This window comes from Flavobacteriales bacterium (genome assembly GCA_016699575.1).
GTDB lineage: Bacteria > Bacteroidota > Bacteroidia > Flavobacteriales_F > PHOS-HE28 > PHOS-HE28.
The window spans coordinates 811,252-829,430 of sequence record CP064979.1 but is presented as its reverse complement, the minus strand read 5'-3'; the positions used below and the strand labels follow the sequence as shown (position 1 = coordinate 829,430).

At 61.6% G+C, this 18,179-nt stretch carries 13 protein-coding genes and 1 tRNA gene; 10 read left to right on the top strand and 4 right to left on the bottom strand.

Annotation, left to right across the window (positions count from 1 at the left end; translation table 11 throughout):
• Positions 1-127 precede the first annotated feature (127 nt).
• The 6 genes from IPJ76_03525 (at position 128) to IPJ76_03500 (ending at position 5,163) form a co-directional block, all read left to right on the top strand.
• On the top strand, positions 128-778 hold the full coding sequence (locus IPJ76_03525; GenBank protein QQR87304.1) for a response regulator transcription factor: 651 nt from the start codon (positions 128-130) through the stop codon (positions 776-778).
• A gap of 43 nt (positions 779-821) precedes the next feature.
• Positions 822-1,151, top strand: a complete 330-nt coding sequence (locus tag IPJ76_03520) for a hypothetical protein (GenBank protein ID QQR87303.1) — start codon at positions 822-824, stop codon at positions 1,149-1,151.
• Positions 1,152-1,184: 33 nt separating this feature from the next.
• Complete coding sequence (locus tag IPJ76_03515) at positions 1,185-2,297, top strand: hypothetical protein (GenBank protein ID QQR87302.1); 1,113 nt, start codon at positions 1,185-1,187, stop codon at positions 2,295-2,297.
• Between the two features lie 80 nt (positions 2,298-2,377).
• Positions 2,378-4,339, top strand: a complete 1,962-nt coding sequence (locus IPJ76_03510) for a sensor histidine kinase (protein ID QQR87301.1) — start codon at positions 2,378-2,380, stop codon at positions 4,337-4,339.
• 132 nt (positions 4,340-4,471) lie between these two features.
• A complete protein-coding gene (locus IPJ76_03505) occupies positions 4,472-4,975 on the top strand; it encodes a hypothetical protein (protein ID QQR87300.1) in 504 nt (167 codons plus the stop codon).
• 114 nt (positions 4,976-5,089) lie between these two features.
• A tRNA-Pro gene (locus IPJ76_03500) sits at positions 5,090-5,163 on the top strand.
• 53 nt (positions 5,164-5,216) lie between these two features.
• Here IPJ76_03500 and IPJ76_03495 read toward each other — a convergent pair.
• Positions 5,217-10,814 (bottom strand): hypothetical protein, encoded by a 5,598-nt coding sequence (locus IPJ76_03495; GenBank protein QQR87299.1) that lies wholly within the window; start codon positions 10,812-10,814, stop codon positions 5,217-5,219.
• A gap of 192 nt (positions 10,815-11,006) precedes the next feature.
• Here IPJ76_03495 and IPJ76_03490 point away from each other — a divergent pair, with 192 nt between their 5' ends.
• The 4 genes from IPJ76_03490 to IPJ76_03475 all read left to right on the top strand — a co-directional run bounded on the left by IPJ76_03490 (position 11,007) and on the right by IPJ76_03475 (position 14,172).
• Positions 11,007-11,345, top strand: a complete 339-nt coding sequence (locus IPJ76_03490) for a hypothetical protein (GenBank protein ID QQR87298.1) — start codon at positions 11,007-11,009, stop codon at positions 11,343-11,345.
• Positions 11,346-11,573: 228 nt separating this feature from the next.
• Positions 11,574-11,819, top strand: coding sequence for a hypothetical protein (locus tag IPJ76_03485; protein ID QQR87297.1), 246 nt, complete (start codon positions 11,574-11,576; stop codon positions 11,817-11,819).
• A complete protein-coding gene (locus tag IPJ76_03480) occupies positions 11,816-12,148 on the top strand; it encodes a type II toxin-antitoxin system PemK/MazF family toxin (GenBank protein QQR87296.1) in 333 nt (110 codons plus the stop codon). Before IPJ76_03485 ends, IPJ76_03480 begins: the two co-directional genes overlap by 4 nt.
• A 110-nt stretch (positions 12,149-12,258) precedes the next feature.
• A complete protein-coding gene (locus tag IPJ76_03475) occupies positions 12,259-14,172 on the top strand; it encodes a M1 family metallopeptidase (protein ID QQR87295.1) in 1,914 nt (637 codons plus the stop codon).
• 264 nt (positions 14,173-14,436) lie between these two features.
• On the opposite strand, the gene IPJ76_03470 is transcribed toward IPJ76_03475, so the two are convergent.
• The 3 genes from IPJ76_03470 to IPJ76_03460 form a co-directional block, all read right to left on the bottom strand.
• On the bottom strand, positions 14,437-15,258 hold the full coding sequence (locus IPJ76_03470; GenBank protein ID QQR87294.1) for a redoxin domain-containing protein: 822 nt from the start codon (positions 15,256-15,258) through the stop codon (positions 14,437-14,439).
• A gap of 91 nt (positions 15,259-15,349) precedes the next feature.
• Positions 15,350-15,991, bottom strand: a complete 642-nt coding sequence (locus IPJ76_03465; protein ID QQR87293.1) for a phospholipase — start codon at positions 15,989-15,991, stop codon at positions 15,350-15,352.
• Complete coding sequence (locus IPJ76_03460; protein QQR87292.1) at positions 15,991-18,174, bottom strand: tungsten formylmethanofuran dehydrogenase; 2,184 nt, start codon at positions 18,172-18,174, stop codon at positions 15,991-15,993. Before IPJ76_03460 ends, IPJ76_03465 begins: the two co-directional genes overlap by 1 nt.
• Positions 18,175-18,179: the final 5 nt, after the last annotated feature.

Here is an 18,179-nt window from a genome sequence, read left to right as displayed (position 1 = left end):
AACGGCCGTTCATCCTTGGAGGGGAGGCAGGCGTCACCTGGACTTAACACCCCCGGAAATACCCTGAACTGGGTATTTTTTCCTCGAAAAGGTCTGTCCACATTTGTCTCACCCTACCGCACCCACCATGCAACCCATCGAGATCCTGCTGGTCGATGACCACCACTTGGTCATCGATGGTATGCGCGCCATACTTGAACTGGACCCGGACGTAAGGGTGGTGGGCCAGGCCAGCAATGGCCGCGAGGCCGTAGAGATGGCACGCAAGCTGCGGCCGCGACTGGTCATCATGGACATCAGCATGCCGGATATGGACGGCATCGAGGCCACGCGCCTGATACGCAAGGACCATAAGCTTGAGGATACCAGGGTAATGGTGCTGAGCATGTACGGCAACCGCGAGTTCATCGATGATCTGGTGGAGGCGGGTGCCAGCGGTTACCTCCTGAAGAACACCAGCCGGGAGGAACTGCGCGAGGCCATCCACAGCATCAACAACGGGTTCCGGTACTTCAGCAAGCCGGTGCAGGACACCATGGACGCACCGCGGACGGGCGAGCAGCGGGACAAGGCGTTCGTGCCGATCACCAAGCGGGAGAAGCAGATCATCAAGCTGCTCGTGGCGAACCGCACCAGCGGGGAGGTCGCTGCCGCGCTCGAGCTCAGTGTGAGCACGGTGGAGACGCACCGCAAGAACATCCTGCACAAGCTGGGCATGCACAACACCTCCGCACTCGTGCGCTATGCCGTGGAGCGCGGATGGCATCTTGAGAACTGACCATTGAAAGAAAACCTTGACACCAACCCTTAAATCGAAGACCATGGCAACTTGGGACATCAGCCTGAACGATCCATCGACCGGTAGTGCGTACATCGCCGTTGTGGTGAAGCCGAACAACACCATGCGCGTGGGCTCTTCGGCCACGGCGAACACGGTCATTCCCCCGGACCTTTTCGACATTCATTACGTGTCAGGGATCGGGCCTGGAAGTACCGCCAACGAAGATCCATGGGTCCTTGGTCCTGTTAGAGGCACCTCGAACAGGACACGCAATGTGGAGATCCGTGTGTTCCTCGACGGTAAGAAGAAGAAGAAGATCACGGCCACCATCATGGACAGTAGCGGTGGGGGGCCACGAGTGCGGCGCTGATACGCTTTTGCCGACCATGATCGACCAACTCCGATGAGAACGATATATGCCGTGCTCGTTGTCAGCACATCCGTTCTATTGTCCGCAGCATGCAACAACGCAGATGGGAAGCGCGGCCATGGCGATCGCGGCGATGGGCGGGATACCCTCCGGGGGCACCCCTTGCACGGCGACACCAGGTTCCTGTTGCGAAGGGCCTGCCCTGCTGAACAATGCGCCAAGAACCCCGGAGCCATGGACTCGTTGTGTGCCCAGAACGTTCCGCTAAACGGCTTGCTCTGGTTCCAAGGTGAGGGGGTTGGGCCGTGCTACTGTGCATGCGAAGCGCTGGTGAAACTGCACCCTTCCACGAGGGACACATTGCACGCCCTGATGCTGGCCAAGGAGAATGCGCTGTTCCGCGACCGCGCGAGGACCATGGCGCCCACCCGCCCCATCAAACGCAAGCGCATTTTCGATATGCCCGATACCGCGATCGGAATGTACCAGCAGCTCTCCGCGATGCCCGCATGCAACCGGGGGCGCGGTATGCTGCCCTTCCAAGATGGTTGCATCAGCGTGGACAAGCTTATCAGGAAGTTCCAGCGTGCCTGGCCGGTATTCACTGTCTCCATGTTGAATGAAGACGACGACTGGCCTTGGTCAACCCCAACAGGGGTTGACCGGACCGATGCTGGCCCCGGTTCACCAGTGGTGTCGATCAGCATGCCGCGTACCTTCATGCAGCAACCCGAGGTGAAGGGCGAACTGTTCGCCTTCATGCTCGCCCACGAGATCAGCCACGGCATGGCCTCCGGCTATTCGTGCCATGAGGGATCCACCGCGTTGATATGTGAAGGGCAATGTGATTGGTGGGCGGCCAATCGGATCATGCGTGAGGTCTTCGACGATGAGACGTACGTGTCGGTGATTGCCGCAGCGGCGGAGCAGATGATCGACTACTACGATGACCTTTACGGTGCAACGGCCGAATGTGGTGATCCGATATGCGATTGTGACAACCCTTCGTGCGGTTATCCTCCCAGAACATGCCGGGGGAAGACCATGCGCGGTGCCCTGCGCGCGCCCCCAAGACGGCCGGATTGCGTGAGGACGTGGCACGGTTCGTACGACACAGGGTGCGAAGAAATCAGCGGCTGTCCCTGATCGGAATGCCTTCGGAAGCCAGGAAATCGAACGGTGGGGCCTGCCGATGGAGGTTCGCGCTGATGTTCACTTTGTTGACCATGGTCGGCTCCGCCCAGAACGTGCGCAGCGCCTACGATTGCTATTGCTGGTTGAACGCGCACGAGGATGCCGAAGCGGTGGGCCCTTTCTTGGACAGTTTGCGCAGTGCGGCACGCACCTCGGAGGAGGGTTTATTGTGCAGAGTGCTGCAGGCCGCACAGTTGAGGAGGAAGGGCGAGGTCGGTAAGGCGTACGCGGCCATTGATTCCATTGCAGACGCCGTGAACAGGGCGCCAGGGATCGTGCGGTACGCGCATGCGAGCGAACTGGCGCTGATCTTCAAAGCGCTCTCTGTTTTCGACAAGGCCGAACCCCATGCACTGCAGGCTTTCCACTACGCGCAAGCATACGGATTGGGCCCTCATCAAGTGGATGCGCTGAGCTTGGTGGCCGAGATCCACCGGCATAGAGGTGTGTACGACCTTGCCATGCAGCGCCTTATCGAAGCTGATCGTTTGGCGCAGACGAACGGCTTTGCCGACCAGCGCTGCGGGGTGATCAACAACAAGGGTGGACTCGCCCACAGCCGTGGTTTGGCGGTCGAGGCTCTACACCATTTCAAAGAAGCGTACGAATGTGCGGTCGCTCAGGGTTTGGCCCCTCTCGCCATGCGGAGCATGTCGAACATCGGAGCTACCTGGTACGGGATGGACAGCTTGGGCCGTGCCCTGGAGAGCTACAGGGCTGCACTTGCAAATGCCGACACGACCGTCGACGCGCGCTTCGTCGCCCAGATCAAGGGGAACATCGGATTGCTGCTGGTGGAGATGGGAAAGTACGGTGCGGCCGAACAGAACCTCCTCGCTGCCCTGGCCGGACGTATTGCGGTCCGCGACAGCGCCGGTATCATGGACATGCACATGTATTTGTCCGAATTGTACCACGCATCCGATCGCGTGGGTATCGCGTTGGTGCATGCCACCGCGGCCCGCGACCTTGCAGCGCGGGCTGGCGCGTTGCAGCGTTTGCAACAAGCCGAGTACAAGCTCTTTGAGCTGAAGGAGGGGCTCGGGGATTGCGAAGGGGCCGTTGTGCACCTCGCTGCCCAGCAGGCCGTGCAGCAGCGGCTCGATTCATTGGCCTTCGGCGAGACCACGCTGCGGCTGGAGGTCGCCTACGAGACGGAAAAAAAGGACCAGGCGTTGGCCCTCTCCGAAGAGCAACGGAGGGCCGAGCGAACACGGCGCAATTGGCTGATCGCAGTGTCGTTGCTCTTGCTGGGCATAGTTGCCCTTTTGATCTGGAACAATTCCGTTCAACGCCGTCTCCGCGTCCAGGAACATGTGCTGCACTCGCGTGAGGTTTCCGATCTCTTGAAACAACAGGAGATCAACTCCCTGGAAGCGATGATGAAAGGACAGGAACGCGAGCGCGAGCGGGTGGGGCGCGACCTTCACGACCGCATCGGCAGCATGCTCAGTTCGGTGAAGCTCCAGTTCAGTGCCTTGGAAGGACGGTTGACCAAGTTGGAGGACACGCAGCGATCGCAATACGACAAACTAACGGGCCTTCTGGACGAAACGGTGGCCGAAGTGCGCCGCATCAGCCACGATATGGTGCGCGGCACCTTGGCGGACTTCGGTCTGCTACGCGCCTTGCAGGACCTGGGCGAGGCGCTGGATGCCCCGGGAAGTTTGAAAGTGGAAATGAGCGCCTTCGGTATGGAGGACCGGTTGCCACCACCCTTCGAGATCGGTGTTTACCGCATGGTGCAGGAGTGCGTGAGCAATGTGCTGCGCCATGCGAAGGCTTCAGAGCTCACCATCCAGGTCACACGCTCCGGAAGTGCGCTGAACGTGCTGGTGGAGGACAACGGCAGGGGCTTCGATGCTGCCGGCCAAGATGGAGGTCTTGGATTGCGGAACATCAAGGAGCGTGCTACGGCTTTGGGCGGCGTCGTAGCCGTGGACAGCGTTATCGGGCGCGGTACGACCGTGTCCATCGATCTCCCCCTTTCCTGAGCCGGTACCCTGAACCGGGTACCTGGATGCCGATCGGGCCGGAACGAGGCCGGAAAATCCCCACAACTGGGTATGGATGCCGCTGTCCGGTGCAGGCAGTTTTGGTAAGCAACACGCCAAAACCCCAACGCCATGAAAACCGTGCGCTCCGAGTACATGCCCAGCCTGTTGGCCTATCTCCTCATGCTCTTCCTGGGGATCGTTTCCTGGAAAGCCGCCAACGCGCAGAACATCGTTCTGAGAGGAACCGTTATCTCACCCGACGAGGTCATCAGTCGACCGACCGTGACCTTGGTGCAACCCGACGGTGAGCGCGTGCCGGTGCCTGTGCGCGCCAACGGGCAATTCCGCCATGAGCTACCACCCGACCGTGTGGCCCTGCTGCTGGTAGGCAAGCCGGGCTGCGTGGATAAAGTGGTGCGTGTCGATACCAGGTACGCCGACAGCGCAGCAGGCGGCAGCGACCGCACCGTGGCCTTCGAAGTGCATTTGCACGCTGCGGACGGGAACATGGATGAGCGCTACGCCAACGCCGTGGGCAACATCACCTTCCACCACAGCAATGGCCGCATGAAAGTGGGGCACGATCACACCCAGTGTGGCGATAACAGTGTGGCTTGCATTGCCCTGGAGTGAACGGCACCTGCGGAGAATGAGCCCCTTACCCTCAGCAAGTACAAGGAGCGTTCACGTCATTCTGCTGTTGGGCGCCTGCCGGTTGTCGCACATTGTTAGTTTCGCCGCCCATTTCGGGGTGTAGCGCAGCCCGGTAGCGCACTTGCATGGGGTGCAAGGGGTCGCTGGTTCGAGTCCAGTCACCCCGACGGAATGGAAGAAGCCCGCCAATTGGCGGGCTTCTCTTTTCCAAGTTGTTCGATCAGTTGCCGGAAGTCGCTTCGCCCGGCTTCACCACGGTGACCCACTTGCCCTGCGAGCGGCCGCTGATGGTGTTGTCGTACATGGCTTCGCACAACGTGCCCGGCAGGTAGAAGCGCCCCGCGTAGGAAGCGTTCAGCATCACTTTGTAAGTGACACTGCCACCACGCCACAGGTCGAAGTAGGTGAGCACGCGGTCGTCGCGAACGTCCTGGTAGTCGAAGTAGCTGGCGGCGGTGGCGCTGCCGGTGCCTTCCAGGCGGCTGTTGCGGATCTCCCAGCCGCTGGGGAACACCTGCGTCAAGGCCAGTTCGTTGTAGCCTTTCAGTCCGGGGTTGGTCACCGTTACCACAGCGACGAAGTCGGTGCCTTGCTCCAGGCGGTCCACATCAAGTGCATGGCCGCTGGGTGTTTCGAACTTCACTTGCAGGCCGAGACCGCTGCTCACGGCTTGCTCCTCGCCAGCCAGCGGCGTGCCCGTGCGCACCAAGCGCAGATAGATGAGGTTCTTGCCGGTGTTCTTGATGGCCACCGGTGCTTTGCCGTCGGGCGTTGGCAGGTCGTGGCGAACGATGGCTTTTTCGCTGAAGCGGTCTTTGCCCGCACCGCCCTGTGCGATGTTGAACGAGATGCCCTTGCCCAGTTCACCGGAGGACGCCATGCGCGACACGGCCAGCAATCCGAAGGCGGTGCTCTGAGTGCTGTACCAGCTCTCCGAGCCCAATCGCTTGGCGATATCCTGGATCAATGGTGCGGCCTTCGCTTTCTCGTTCATGCGCAGCAGTGCTTCGGCGATCATGGATTCATCGCGCAGGTCGCTGCCGTAGGTCCAGCTCATCTCCGTGTAGGTCGGCACGCGCGTGCTCACGTTGGCGATGAGTTGCAGGGCCACATCGCGGTTGTTGGTGGTGGCGTATGCCGCAGCCAGCTGCCAGCGCGCCTGATCGGTGAGGCCCTGCATGGTGCGCATGCGGTTCATGGGTGCGAGCTCGGCGGCGTTGGCCGCGGCCAATACGTACAGGCGGTAGGCCTGCGTGAGCTGCGAGTGGTGGCGTGTCCATCCGTCGCGCTCAGCGAAGTTCCAGTTGCGCGCCACGCTGCGTTGGTAGCTGAGCCACTTGCTCTTCATGCCCGCCGGGATGTTGAAGCCTTTGCGTTCGGCCTCCACCAGGAAGTGGCCCACGTACACGCTGCACCAATCGTCCACGTAGGTGGTGCCGGGCCAGTAGGTGAATCCGCCGTCGGCGTTCTGGAACTCGCGCAGTTTGCGGATGGCAGCTTCAACGTTGCTGCGCATGTACTGCTGGCTCTTTGCGTCCATCTCCATCACATCGGCGATGAAGAGCTGCGGGAACGCTTTGCTGGTGGTCTGCTCCACGCAACCGTGCGGGTAATCCATCAGGTACTTCAAACGCTCGCCGAAGTCCACAGGGGGTATGGTGCTCAGTTCCACGTACGCGCTGTTGGTACCGATCAAGCCGATCGGCTGCGGTGTGCCGCTCCAGCTCTGGCCGGCTTCCAGCACCACGTCCTCGGCCAACGTTTGCGGACGGTTCGGCTGGCGCACGGCGATCTCGATGCTCTCCGATGCCTTCTCACCGGCACCTTCAGCGATCACCTTCACCTTGCCAATGCCGATGCGTTCGGCCATCTTCACCTTGAAGGTGGCGACCTGGTCGCCTTCGCTGTTGAAGGTGAGCGCAAGCTTGTCCGTGCCTTGCACCGTGAACAGGTTGTTGGCTTCGAGGCGCAGTTGCACGTTCTTGATCTTCTTGTCCATGGCGAAGACCGTCACGGGCAGGTCCACTTCTTCGCCGGGACCCACCACGCGCGGCAGCGTGGCCAACAGCATGAGCGGTTTCTTCACAGGCACCGCCTTCTCCGTGTTGCCGTAGGCGCGCGTGCCATCGGTGGCCACCACCATCACGCGCACGCTGCCCACGTAGTTGCTGATGGTGAACTTGTGCTGGCCTGTGCCGTTGCGCTCCAGGCTGAACGGTCCAACAAAGCGCACGACAGGTTTGAAGCGGTTCACACGGCTCGGGTCCACTTCGCCGGCGGCATCGCTACCACCGAGGGCGAGGATGCGTTCCAGTTGGCGACCGAAGGCACCGATCACTTGGTCGTAGAGATCCCATGTGCGCACACCGAGTGCTTCGCGCGCATAGAAGTGGTTCCACGGGTCAGGGGTTTTGAAGCGCGTCAGGTCGAGCAGGCCTTCGTCCACGATGGCCAGCGTGTAGGTCATCGGCAGGCCGTCCTTCTCCTTCACCGAAACGCTGAACTCCTCATCGGTGCGGATCTCCTTGGGTGTGGTGAGCTGCGGTGCAATGTGCGTCGCGGGATCTTCCACCAGCACGGGGATCACACCGTAGAGGCGTATGGGCAGGTCGTTGATGGTGTTCGCGTGCGGCTGCACCAGCGTCACGTGCACGAAGATGTTCGGCGCCATGTCCGCCGTGATGTTGAACTTGTAGCGGGTCTCCTTGTCCTTCGTTTCCACCCACGTCGCATCCAAAACACGGCTGCCGGTTTCGAGGCTCACCAGCGCGCGGCCCTTGCCACTGCTCGGTACGATGATCTCGCACTCTTCGCCGGTGGTGTACTTCTCCTTATCGCTGTTGAAGTTGAGCATGGCGGCCTGCTCGGGCGCGTCGCGACGGCTGCGGCCTTCGTAGCCGGGCCAATCGAAGTACACGTTGCTGGCGGTGCTGTGGCCGCTGGCCTGATCGGTAATGCGCACGATGAAGCGGCCCCACTTCGGGCGGTCCACGCGCACTTTCACTTTCACGCGGCCCTTGGCATCGGTCACCACGTCCTGGGTGCTTTCCATGCGCACGCTCGGACTGGTCACGTAGCTCGCGGCTTCATCGTAGCCGCCATCCCACCACCAGTCGCGCTCCATCTTGTACACGGTGGCCTTCAGCGCATGCCCAGCCAGTGGCTTGCCATCGGGGTCGATGGCCACCGCCGTGAACATGTAGTTGGTGTCCGTGCGCAGGGTGCCCCACGCGTTCTTCGGGTCGGGCGCCTGTATGCCGGCGTAGCTGGCGTAGGGGTAATAGGTGGCGCGCTGGTTGTCCATGCTCGCATCGCCACCGGCCTCGAAAATGCGCGTGACGAAGTTGGCGTTCACCGCTGCCGGTGCGCGGCCATTGAAGGTGATGTCCATCGGGAACACCGCCTTGCCCGTGGCATCGAGCTGACCATCGAACACGGTGCGCTCATCGCTGTTCACGCCCGTGTACAGGTCATCGAAGTTGAAATCGTCGTAGCCCTTGAAGGCGGCCCAGCCGCGCGTCAACGTCACGGTGGTGCGTGCCTTCAGGTTCTTGGCGGGTGAGCCATGCAGCCAGTTGCCTTGCAGCACTTGTTCTTTCTTGCGGCTGATCGTCGTGATGCGTTCGGGCAGATCGATCTGCACCTTCAAGCGGTTCGGCTTGATGGTCTCGATGCGCAACGTGTGGTGGAACGAGGTGCCGCCGACCGTTACGCGCGCATGCCAGAAGCCCGTGGGTGCATCAGGACTTGTCGCGCAGCGGAAGGCGTACACGTTGTTCACCGAACTGGTGCGTACGTGCTTCTGGTCCAATCGGCCGCGTGCATCGGTGATCTCAAGGGTCACCGGATGGTCCTTCGGCAGGGTGTTGCGCGGGTCCTGCAGCATGAAGCTCAGGAACAGCGAATCGCCCGGGCGCCACACGCCGCGTTCGCCGTAGATGAAGCCCTTCAGGCCGCGCTCCACGTATTCGCCTTCCACGGAGTATTCGCTCAGCGAGAGCGAGCTGCCGTCATCGAGTTTCAGGTACCCTTTCTGCGTGCCCTTGCTGGCCACCACCAGGAACGGACGGTGCTTCGCTTTCGGCACGGTCACCAAACCTTCGCCGTCGGTGACGAGCGATGCCAGGCTCTTTCGCTGCAGGTCCAGCACTTCCACTTTCACGCCGCTCATGGGCGCGGTGCTCTTCAGGTCGCTCACGGCAATGAGCATGCTGCCGTCGTTGCCGCGCTTGGCAATGAGGCCGATGTCGCTCGCGAGGATGTTGCGGCTCACGCTGTGCGATTGCGAGTAGTACGCGGCGTTGCACGGGTCGGTGCGCTTGTTCCACTCGTAGTCCTCGTCCTGGTAATACTCGTCGTAGTCCTCGTAGTAGTAGTAGCTCTCGGCGTGGTCCCACTGGCCGTCGTCGGCATCGTCGATGTCGATGGGCGCGCTGATCACCTGCTGCTTCGCCTTGTCGCCCTCGCAGGGGTAGATGCTGTGCTCGCGGCGGAAGTCGAGCACCACGCGGTAGATGGCGCCGGGTTCGGTGTTGATGAGGGTGGCGAGGTCGAGGTAGTGGCGGTTCCACTTGCCGAGCTTCGGTGCGCTCTTGCCTTGCAACGGAATGATGCGGTGCAGCACTTGGCGCCCCACGCGCGCCAGTTCGCGTTCGCCTTCCATGTCGTTCACCTGAAGGAACTGTGCCACGTTGTCTTCGTAGATCTTGATGATGCGGACTTCCACCGCGTTGATGTTCACGGCATCGAAGGGGAAGAGCAGGCCATCGGTGCTGGGCAGGATGGTGCCTTTGCCCACGAGGCGGATGGCAGGTTTGATGTCCTCGAAGCTGAGGTCCACACTGATGTCCTTGCCCAGCGTGCGCTTGTTCACGTTGGCGAGGCCCTGCGCCACGAAGCCTTGGTGGTTGCCGCTGAGGCGCTGCTCGGGGTACATGATCAGGCGGTTGCCGTCGATGGAGAGGCGCACGTTCTCCTGCCCGGCGATGCCCGCTAGGCCGCTGAGGTCCTGCGTAGCGTCGAGCGGATCGCTGAAGAGGAGGGTGGCATACTGTTCTTCGGCGCTGGTGGTGGTGGCGCTGATGAGCTGCAGGTCGCCGATGGCCGGCACGCGGAACCAGAAGCTGCTGTCGGCGAGGCCGTCGATCTTCTCGGCGTTATAGGTGATGCGCAAACTGTCCGGCGCGTCGCCGCGCTGCACGCTGTCGATGCTGAAGCGGTGGAACTGCCCGTTCGCTTCATGCTCCCACGACAGCGAGAGCTCGCGTTTGCCTTGCACGGCCTTCACGCAGCCTTCCACATCCTGGCCGGTCGCATCATCGCTGGTGTAGGCGCTGGCCAGCACGCGCTGCCACGTGAGGTCGGTGCTGCTGAGCGGTTGCAGGTCGGTGACCTTCACGTCCAGTTCCTGCTGTATGATGCTTACCTGGAACTTGAACTCCTCGAAAGCATCGGGCACCTCCATGATCTTGCCGAGGTGGAATTCCACCTGGTAGTCGGCGCCGCTCTTCAGGCGCTCCTTCGGGCGGAAGGCAAGCGTGTTGTGGTCGGTCCATTCCACGGTGCCTTCCACATCGGGGCTCAGGTCGAAGAGCTCCTGGATGGCGGTCTCGCTGGTGTCCTTCCACGCATGGTCCTCCGCCAGCCGCACGAGGATGGGTGAGCGCGCGCCGATGTGCCCGTAGGTGAACGCCGGTATGTACGGCACATAGGCGTTGTCCGGTTCGAAGGGCTTGTGCTCCGGCTTGCAGGCAATGAGGGTGGCACAAATGACGAAAGCGCGCAAGGATGCGCGCAGCAAACGGTGGGTGGCTAACATGGCCGGTTAAGAAGTAGGGGGAGGAAAGGTAGGCGGCGTAGGGATGAACGGAAGGGCGGCTCGAGCTATTGTTGTATGTGCCTGTTCTTGCGTCGGGTCGCTGCCTGTCCTGCCACTTTCGCCGCCCCCACATGCGATCCCAAATTCTTTTCTTAGTCGCGGCATCCGCACCCCACGTTAACCCCCAGGTCGATGAAAGCCGTGCTTGTTTCTCTCTTCCTTGTGACGGCCTCATTCGTCGAGGCTCAAAACCTTATCGCCGATGTGACCGTGGAATGCAAGTCTTGCGTGTTCACTGGAGGCGGACCGGAGGATGGGACGACACTGGTCACTGGGAAACTGACGTATACACTCCTATTGAGGCCGAATAACACGGATGTTGTGATGGTCATGGAAAGCGAACCCGGAGCTGAGGGGGACGTGAAAGTCACCGTGAAGGTGTTCGGCAGTGGTCTGAGTCTGACCACTCAACAGACTCACGACACGATGGTCGTACTACCGCTGTTCAATTCGTCCAGCCCGAAGCCGTAGCAATTTTTCTGCACACGCTCGCGCAGTGCTCTGCGCTTTAAGCGGTGGGCCTCGGCTCTGCTTAGCGGAGTGTCCCCGGGTCTTGGGCCTCCAGGCCCGTCTTGCATCGCACCCTTACCATACAGCCTGCTCTCTCCGGCCTCCTTGTTCGCAGCGTATACGATCCGTGCAGGGTTGTCTCTTTTTTCAGCCCGCATCAACCCGTGCGAGCCCATACTTTTGAAGACCATGGATATTCAGGCACTGAAGCTCGAACTCGTGCAGCAACTCGTGAACACGAACGATGCGAGCGTGCTGGCCAAGGTGAAGCGCTTGCTCGAGCTGCTCCGCGCCAAGCCCGTGCAGTCCAAGGAAGAACACGACGAGGATCTCGTTGCTGCGGCCAGCGTTTTCGGTGGGGCAGCCTACGGCGAGGACGAGCCGGACATCAGTGGGCTGGTGCTGAAGGAGCCCAATCCGAACTACGGGGAATGAAACCCGGCGACGTGGTGCGGTGGTCCTTCGTGCAAAGCGATGGACAGCGGAAGATGCGGCCCGCGGTGATCATCGGCGTAGTGCCTCCGTTCAACGACTGGCTCGTCTGTGCTGTTAGTTCGCAACTCCACCGGGCAGTTCCGGATCTGGACATCGTCATCGGTGCTCAGCATCCCGACTTCCACCGGACGGGCTTGCGCATGGAAAGCGTGTTGCGTGTTGCCCAACTCACCACGTTGCCTGACAAGGCGGTCCAAGGAGCCATCGGCGAGGTCTCGCCGGGTACGCTCGCTGAGATGCGGACAAGGCTCAAGAAGTGGTTGGGTTAACCGTACGCCCCAGTTGGCGCTACGAGGGCACGGTCCCAGAGCTGCGGAACATCTACGGCGAGACCAATCCCTGGCAACCCTCCAAGCACGCTCTACTTTCGCCGCCCCATATGCGACCCTCTTTTCAACTCATTTCCGTCGGCAACGCGCTGGCCCTTGCCATAGGCCTTTCCTCCTGCGGCGCCCCAGAACAACGCGCCGATGACACCACCGGCGCCCCAGCCCCCACCACCGCCATGGACAAGCACAGCGCAAGCACCCCCGAGGAGGCGGTGATCAAGCACCTGGACCTGGAGCTCGCCGTGGATATGGCCGCGCACCGGATCAATGGCACCGCCACCTATGGCATCACCAATCACGGCAAAGGCCACATTGTGTTCGACACCGATGGCGGCATGGAGATCCGCGCCGTGAAGGACGGCATGGGCAACGCGCTCAACTACCAGCTCGGTGAGCAGACCTTCCTCGGTCGCGCGCTCATGGTGGACATCGGCAAGGACGTGGAGCGCGTGAGCATCGACTACACCACCGGCCCTGATGCTGCTGCACTGCAATGGTTGTCGCCGCAGCAGACCGGCGACAAGAAGCATCCCTTCCTTTTCACGCAAGGGCAGGCCATCCTCACACGCACGTGGATCCCCGTGCAGGACAGCCCAGGCATCCGCATCACATACGATGCCCGCGTGCGCGTGCCCAGCGAGCTCATGGCCGTGATGAGCGCCACCAATAGCACCGAGCGCAGCGCCGATGGTACCTACAGCTTCAGCATGAAGCAGCCCATACCGCCGTACCTCATCGCACTGGCCGTCGGCGACCTTGACTTCCGCAGCGTGGGCGGGCGCACAGGCGTGTACGCCGAACCCGGCATGGTGGAGAAGGCCGCCAAGGAGTTCGTGGACATGGAGCGCATGGTAGCCGCCGCCGAAGAACTCTACGGTCCTTACCGGTGGGGCCGCTACGATGTCATCGTACTGCCGCCCAGTTTCCCATTCGGCGGTATGGAAAACCCCATGCTCACGTTCGCCACGCCCACCATCATCGCGGGCGATGGCTCGCTGGTGGCGCTCATCGCGCACGAGCTGGCGCATAGCTGGAGCGGCAACCTGGTGACCAACGCCACCTGGGACGACTTCTGGCTGAACGAAGGCTTCACGGTGTACTTCGAAAAGCGCATCTGCGAGAAGCTTTACGGCACCGACTATGCGCAGATGCTCGCCGTGCTCGGTCGCCAGGAACTGATGCGCACCATGCACCAGCTGGAAGCCGACAGCATGCATGCCGACACCAAACTGAAACTGGACCTCGGCGGCCGCAACCCCGACGACGGCATGACGGACGTGGCGTACGAGAAGGGCTACGCCTTCCTCACCGCGCTGGAAGCAGCGACAGGTCGCGAGAAGTTCGACCCCTTCCTGCGCGGCTACTTCGATCGATTCGCCTTCCAGAGCATGACCACCGAAGGCTTCCTCGACTACCTGAAGAAGGAACTGCTCTCACCGCTCGGCATCGCCTTCAACGTGGATGAATGGGTGTACGGCCCGGGCCTGCCCAGTACCGCGCTGCAACCGGTGAGCAGCCGCTTCGCGCTGGTGGATGCCGAACTGACGAAGTGGAAGAGCGGCACTGCGGCCAACGGTCTTGCCACGAAGGCATGGACGCCCTTTCAATGGATGCACTTCCTGCGCCACCTGCCCACAACCGTTGAACACCCGCGCCTGAAGGAACTTGACGGAACTTTCGGTTTCACCAACAGCGGCAACACGGAGATACAAGCCGCTTGGTTCGAGGTGTGCATCCGTAGCGACTACCGCGACCCGTACGTGGCGCTGAGCGACTTCCTCACGCGCATCGGCCGCCGCAAGTTCCTGATGCCGCTGTACGCCGAACTGATGAAGACCGAAGGAGGAGCCGTGGTTGCGCGTGGCATCTACAAGCAAGCGCGGCCCAATTACCACGCCGTCAGCGTGCGCACCATCGATGAGATGCTCGACTGGCAGAAGATGAGCGAGCCGGTGACGATGTGAAGAGTTGACCACGGATGGACATGGATCCACGGGGATACTGATGGGTCTCATCCGTGTCCATCGCCGTTCATCCGTGGTTTGAATTGTATTCGCAGCTTGTCAGAACAGCGTTGAAGTTGACCAAGGATGCACACGGATGAACACGGATAGTCCGGGGCATTCATCCCCGTTCCTCTTCGTTCATCCGTGGTTTGGATTTGATAGGACCAGCTCCAACGAAAAAGCCCCCGACACGTCGGGGGCTTTTTCATGCAAGGGCAATGCTCAGCGGCTCAGGGCCACGCGGGTCACGTCGTGCACCTGGCCATTGGCCAGCAGCTTCAGGATGTAGTCGCCGTCCGCCAACGTGGTGAGGTCCATGGTGCGCTGTGCGCCATTGCCCAGCGTGCCGAGGTTCTCGATCATCACGCGCTTGCCGAGGAGGTCGTACACTTCCACGCTCAGGTTGCGGGCTGCGGCCGTTTCAACGGAAACGGTGATGAGGCCGGTGCTCGGCGTGGGGAACACGGACGTGAAGGCCAGCTCGCCAGATTCGTCAACGCCCACGGCGCAGCTCATCACATCGATGTTGCTGCCAGCAGGGAACGCGGCCACGAAGGTGCTCATGTCGCTCACGGGCCAGATATCGTTGTTCTTCATGATGTTGTCAGGGCCGATGAGGCAGTAGGTCGGGTAGGCGCTCACGCCGAACGCCGCATCAACCGCTGCACAACCGCCCTCGATACCGACCGCGGGGGAGTGCGAGTAGGTGCCGCCGTAAGCGGCTTCGTACGCGATCACTTCGGCATTGCTGTCCGTGCCATTGTTCATGGACATCACGAAGAGGTCGCCATCGTTGCAACCGTAGGTCTCGTGCAGTTGGTTGAAGTATGTCTGCGTGGCCTGGCAGGGCGGGCAGGTGTCGAAGAAGAAATCGAGGATGACGTATTTGCCCTGGCCAGTGATGTCGTACAGACTGTGCTGCACGCCCTCGGTATCGGTTACAGTGAAGTCCGCCACGGTGCTTCCGGTGGGGTAGTTGTTGGCTTGGGCCAGGAGCGCTCCGCTGAGGAGGGTGCTGGCGACAACGGGTAGGGTTCGCTTCATGTCTTGTTTTGTTTGTGCCAGTATAGACACGGAAGGCGGTGCCGAGGTTGTACGGACCGCACACCTCCTGGCGCGCAATGGGAAACCCAAGCTAACGATCCGTACCCAACAAGCGGCCCAGCAGGAGACGGTCGAGCGTGTGGCCACCATCGTGCTCATGAACGGTGAAAGGCACGCTGGTGCTTCTTAGCAGCGCGGCGTTGCGCTCCAGAACGTCGGCTCCCACCACGGTGTCGGCCTTGCCGTGCACCAGGTCGAACCGGCATTCCCGCCATGGATGAGCCGTGGGATCCTGTCCCAACTCCGGCGGCATGCTTCCACCCCAAACGACAATGCGCTGGATGCGGGTCCTGCCCATGGCGGCCCAACGGCAGGCCGTGGCAACGCCTTGGGAAAATCCAAGCACGTTCACGGGCAGCGCTGCCTTGCCGGACACCCGCGCGGCCAGGGCGTCCAGGTACGTTATCTGGTCAGCGATCTCGGTCTCCCGGTCCTCACGTGTCATCCAACTTGCACCTACACGTCCGAAGGAACCATCGAGGTAGAAGCGGCTGAGACCTTCGGGCGCAACGATGAGGCGACCTTCCTCCAAGCCCTCGAAGTGGTGCAGGAAATAGCGCGCCAATTGGCCATAACCGTGCAGCACCAACCACATTTCTCTGCTGCCCTCAGCACCCAACGTGTAGTAGCGCGCGGTGCGGGGAACGCTGATATGCTGCTCCGCTGCGGCCATCAGTAACGCAGCAATTGCTCCAGCGCTGCGCCGACTTTCTCCCCACTCGGGATCATTGCAGCTTCCAATGTGCTGTTCAGCGGCACTGCCGGCATGTCCAATGCGCCGAGCGTGCGCACGGGTGCATCAAGGGCCGTGAAGCACTCGTTGCTGATGCGCGAGGCCAGTGCTTGTGCGAAGGAGTTGGTCAGTTGTTCTTCCGTCACCACCAAACAACGGCCGTGGCTGCGCACCGCGGTCATCACGGTCTCCTCGTCCAGCGGCACAAGCGTGCGCAGGTCGATGATGGTGATGCAGCCAGGGTGGTTCTTCGCCGCGGCCTTCGCCCAGTAAACGCCCATGCCGTAGGTGACAATGACGGCGGCTTCGCCTTTCGCAACGCGCGCAGCATCTGCTTCTTGCACCACGCGTGCCTTGCCGAACGGTACGATGTAATCCGGCGAAGGTTCAATGCTCTTGGCTTCCTCAGTGCCTTTGATCTTGCTCCAGTAGAGGCCTTTGTGCTCGAGCATCACCACCGGGTTCGGGTCGTGGTAGGCGGCCTTCATCAATCCCTTCAGGTCGGCGCCGGTGCTGGGGTACGCGATCTTGATGCCCTTGATGTTGCAGAGCACGCTCTCCACGCTGCTGCTGTGGTACGGTCCACCGCTGCCGTACGCCCCGATGGGCACGCGCAGGATGCAGCTCACAGGGTATTTGCCCACGGTGAGGTAGCACGAACGCGCTACTTCCGTGAAGAGCTGGTTCAGGCCCGGCCAGATGTAATCGGCGAACTGCACCTCCACGATCGGCTTCAACCCGGCGGCGCTCATGCCCACCGTGCTGCCCACGATGAACGCTTCCTGGATGGGCGTGTTGAACACACGATGGTCGCCGAAGGTCTTTGCGAGCGTAGCTGCCTCGCGGAACACGCCACCGAGGCGGGCACCAACATCCTGTCCGTAGAGCAGGCAGCGCGGATCTTCCTGCATCAGCTCGCGTATGGCGAACAGGGCGCTGTCCACCATCACGGTGGGCTCGCGATCAGCGGGTGCGCGTTCACCTTTCTCCTCCGTAACCGGGGTGGGAGCGAAGTCATGCGTAGTCACATCCTCCGGGCGCGGGTCCTCGGCGTTGCGGGCCAGCTCGAAATCGGTCTTCACCGTGGCGATGGCCTGTTGCTCGAGCTTCTTCAGGCCGTCGAGTTGCAGCCGATGGTCGAGCAATTGTTGCAGGAAGCGCGGTTGCGGGTCGCGTTTGCGGTGTTCGGCCAGGTTCTCCTCGCTCCGGTAAAAGTCCATGCGCACACCGCTCGTGTGGTGGTTGAGGAGGGGCACTTTCGCATGCACCAGGAAGGGGCGGCGTTCCTTGCGCACCGTGGCGATCACTTCTTGCAGTGTGGCATAGCTCTCGAAGAAGTCGGTGCCGTCGATGGTGCGCGTTTCCAAGCCCGGGAATCCCTTGGCGTAGGCTGTTGCATCTCCCTTGCGGAACTCCGGTGCGTGGGCACTGATGTCCCACTCGTTGTCCTGCACCAGGTAGATGATGGGCAGGCTCTTCAGCACCGCCATCTGGAAGGCTTCGGCCACTTCGCCTTCGGTGATGGAGGCATCGCCGAACGAGCACACCACAACAGGAGCGTCGTTGCCGGTGCCACCGTTCATGTCGTGCGGTAGACCTGCTTGCTCTTTGTACCACAAGCCAAGCGCGATGCCCGTGGTCGGGATGCCCTGCATGCCCGTGGCGCTGCTCTGGTGCGGGATGCGTGGCATACCCTCGCGCTTCAAGCTCGGGTGGCAGTAGTAGCTGCGCCCGCCGCTGAAGGGGTCGTCGCGTTTGGCCAGCAGTTGCAGCATCAGCTCATAGGGCCGCATGCCGATGCCGAGCAGGATGCTGTCGTCGCGGTAGTAGGGCGCCACGAAGTCCTGCGGCTTCAACTGCAAACCGAGCGCGAGCTGGATCGCCTCATGCCCCCGACTGGTCGCGTGCACGTATTTGCTCGTGAACTTGAAGTGCTCTTCGTAGAGTTCGGTCATCGCCTTGGCCGTGCACATGAGCTCCCAAGCGCGCAGCAGGATGGCGTTGTCAATGGTGCTCTGCGGGTCGGCGGTCTTCAGCACGGGGTGCGGGATTACGTGAGCGGCCAAATTACTTGGCGGCTGGCTGGTCGGGCCTTCCGCATGCCGATAGCTTTGGCCGCACATTCCGA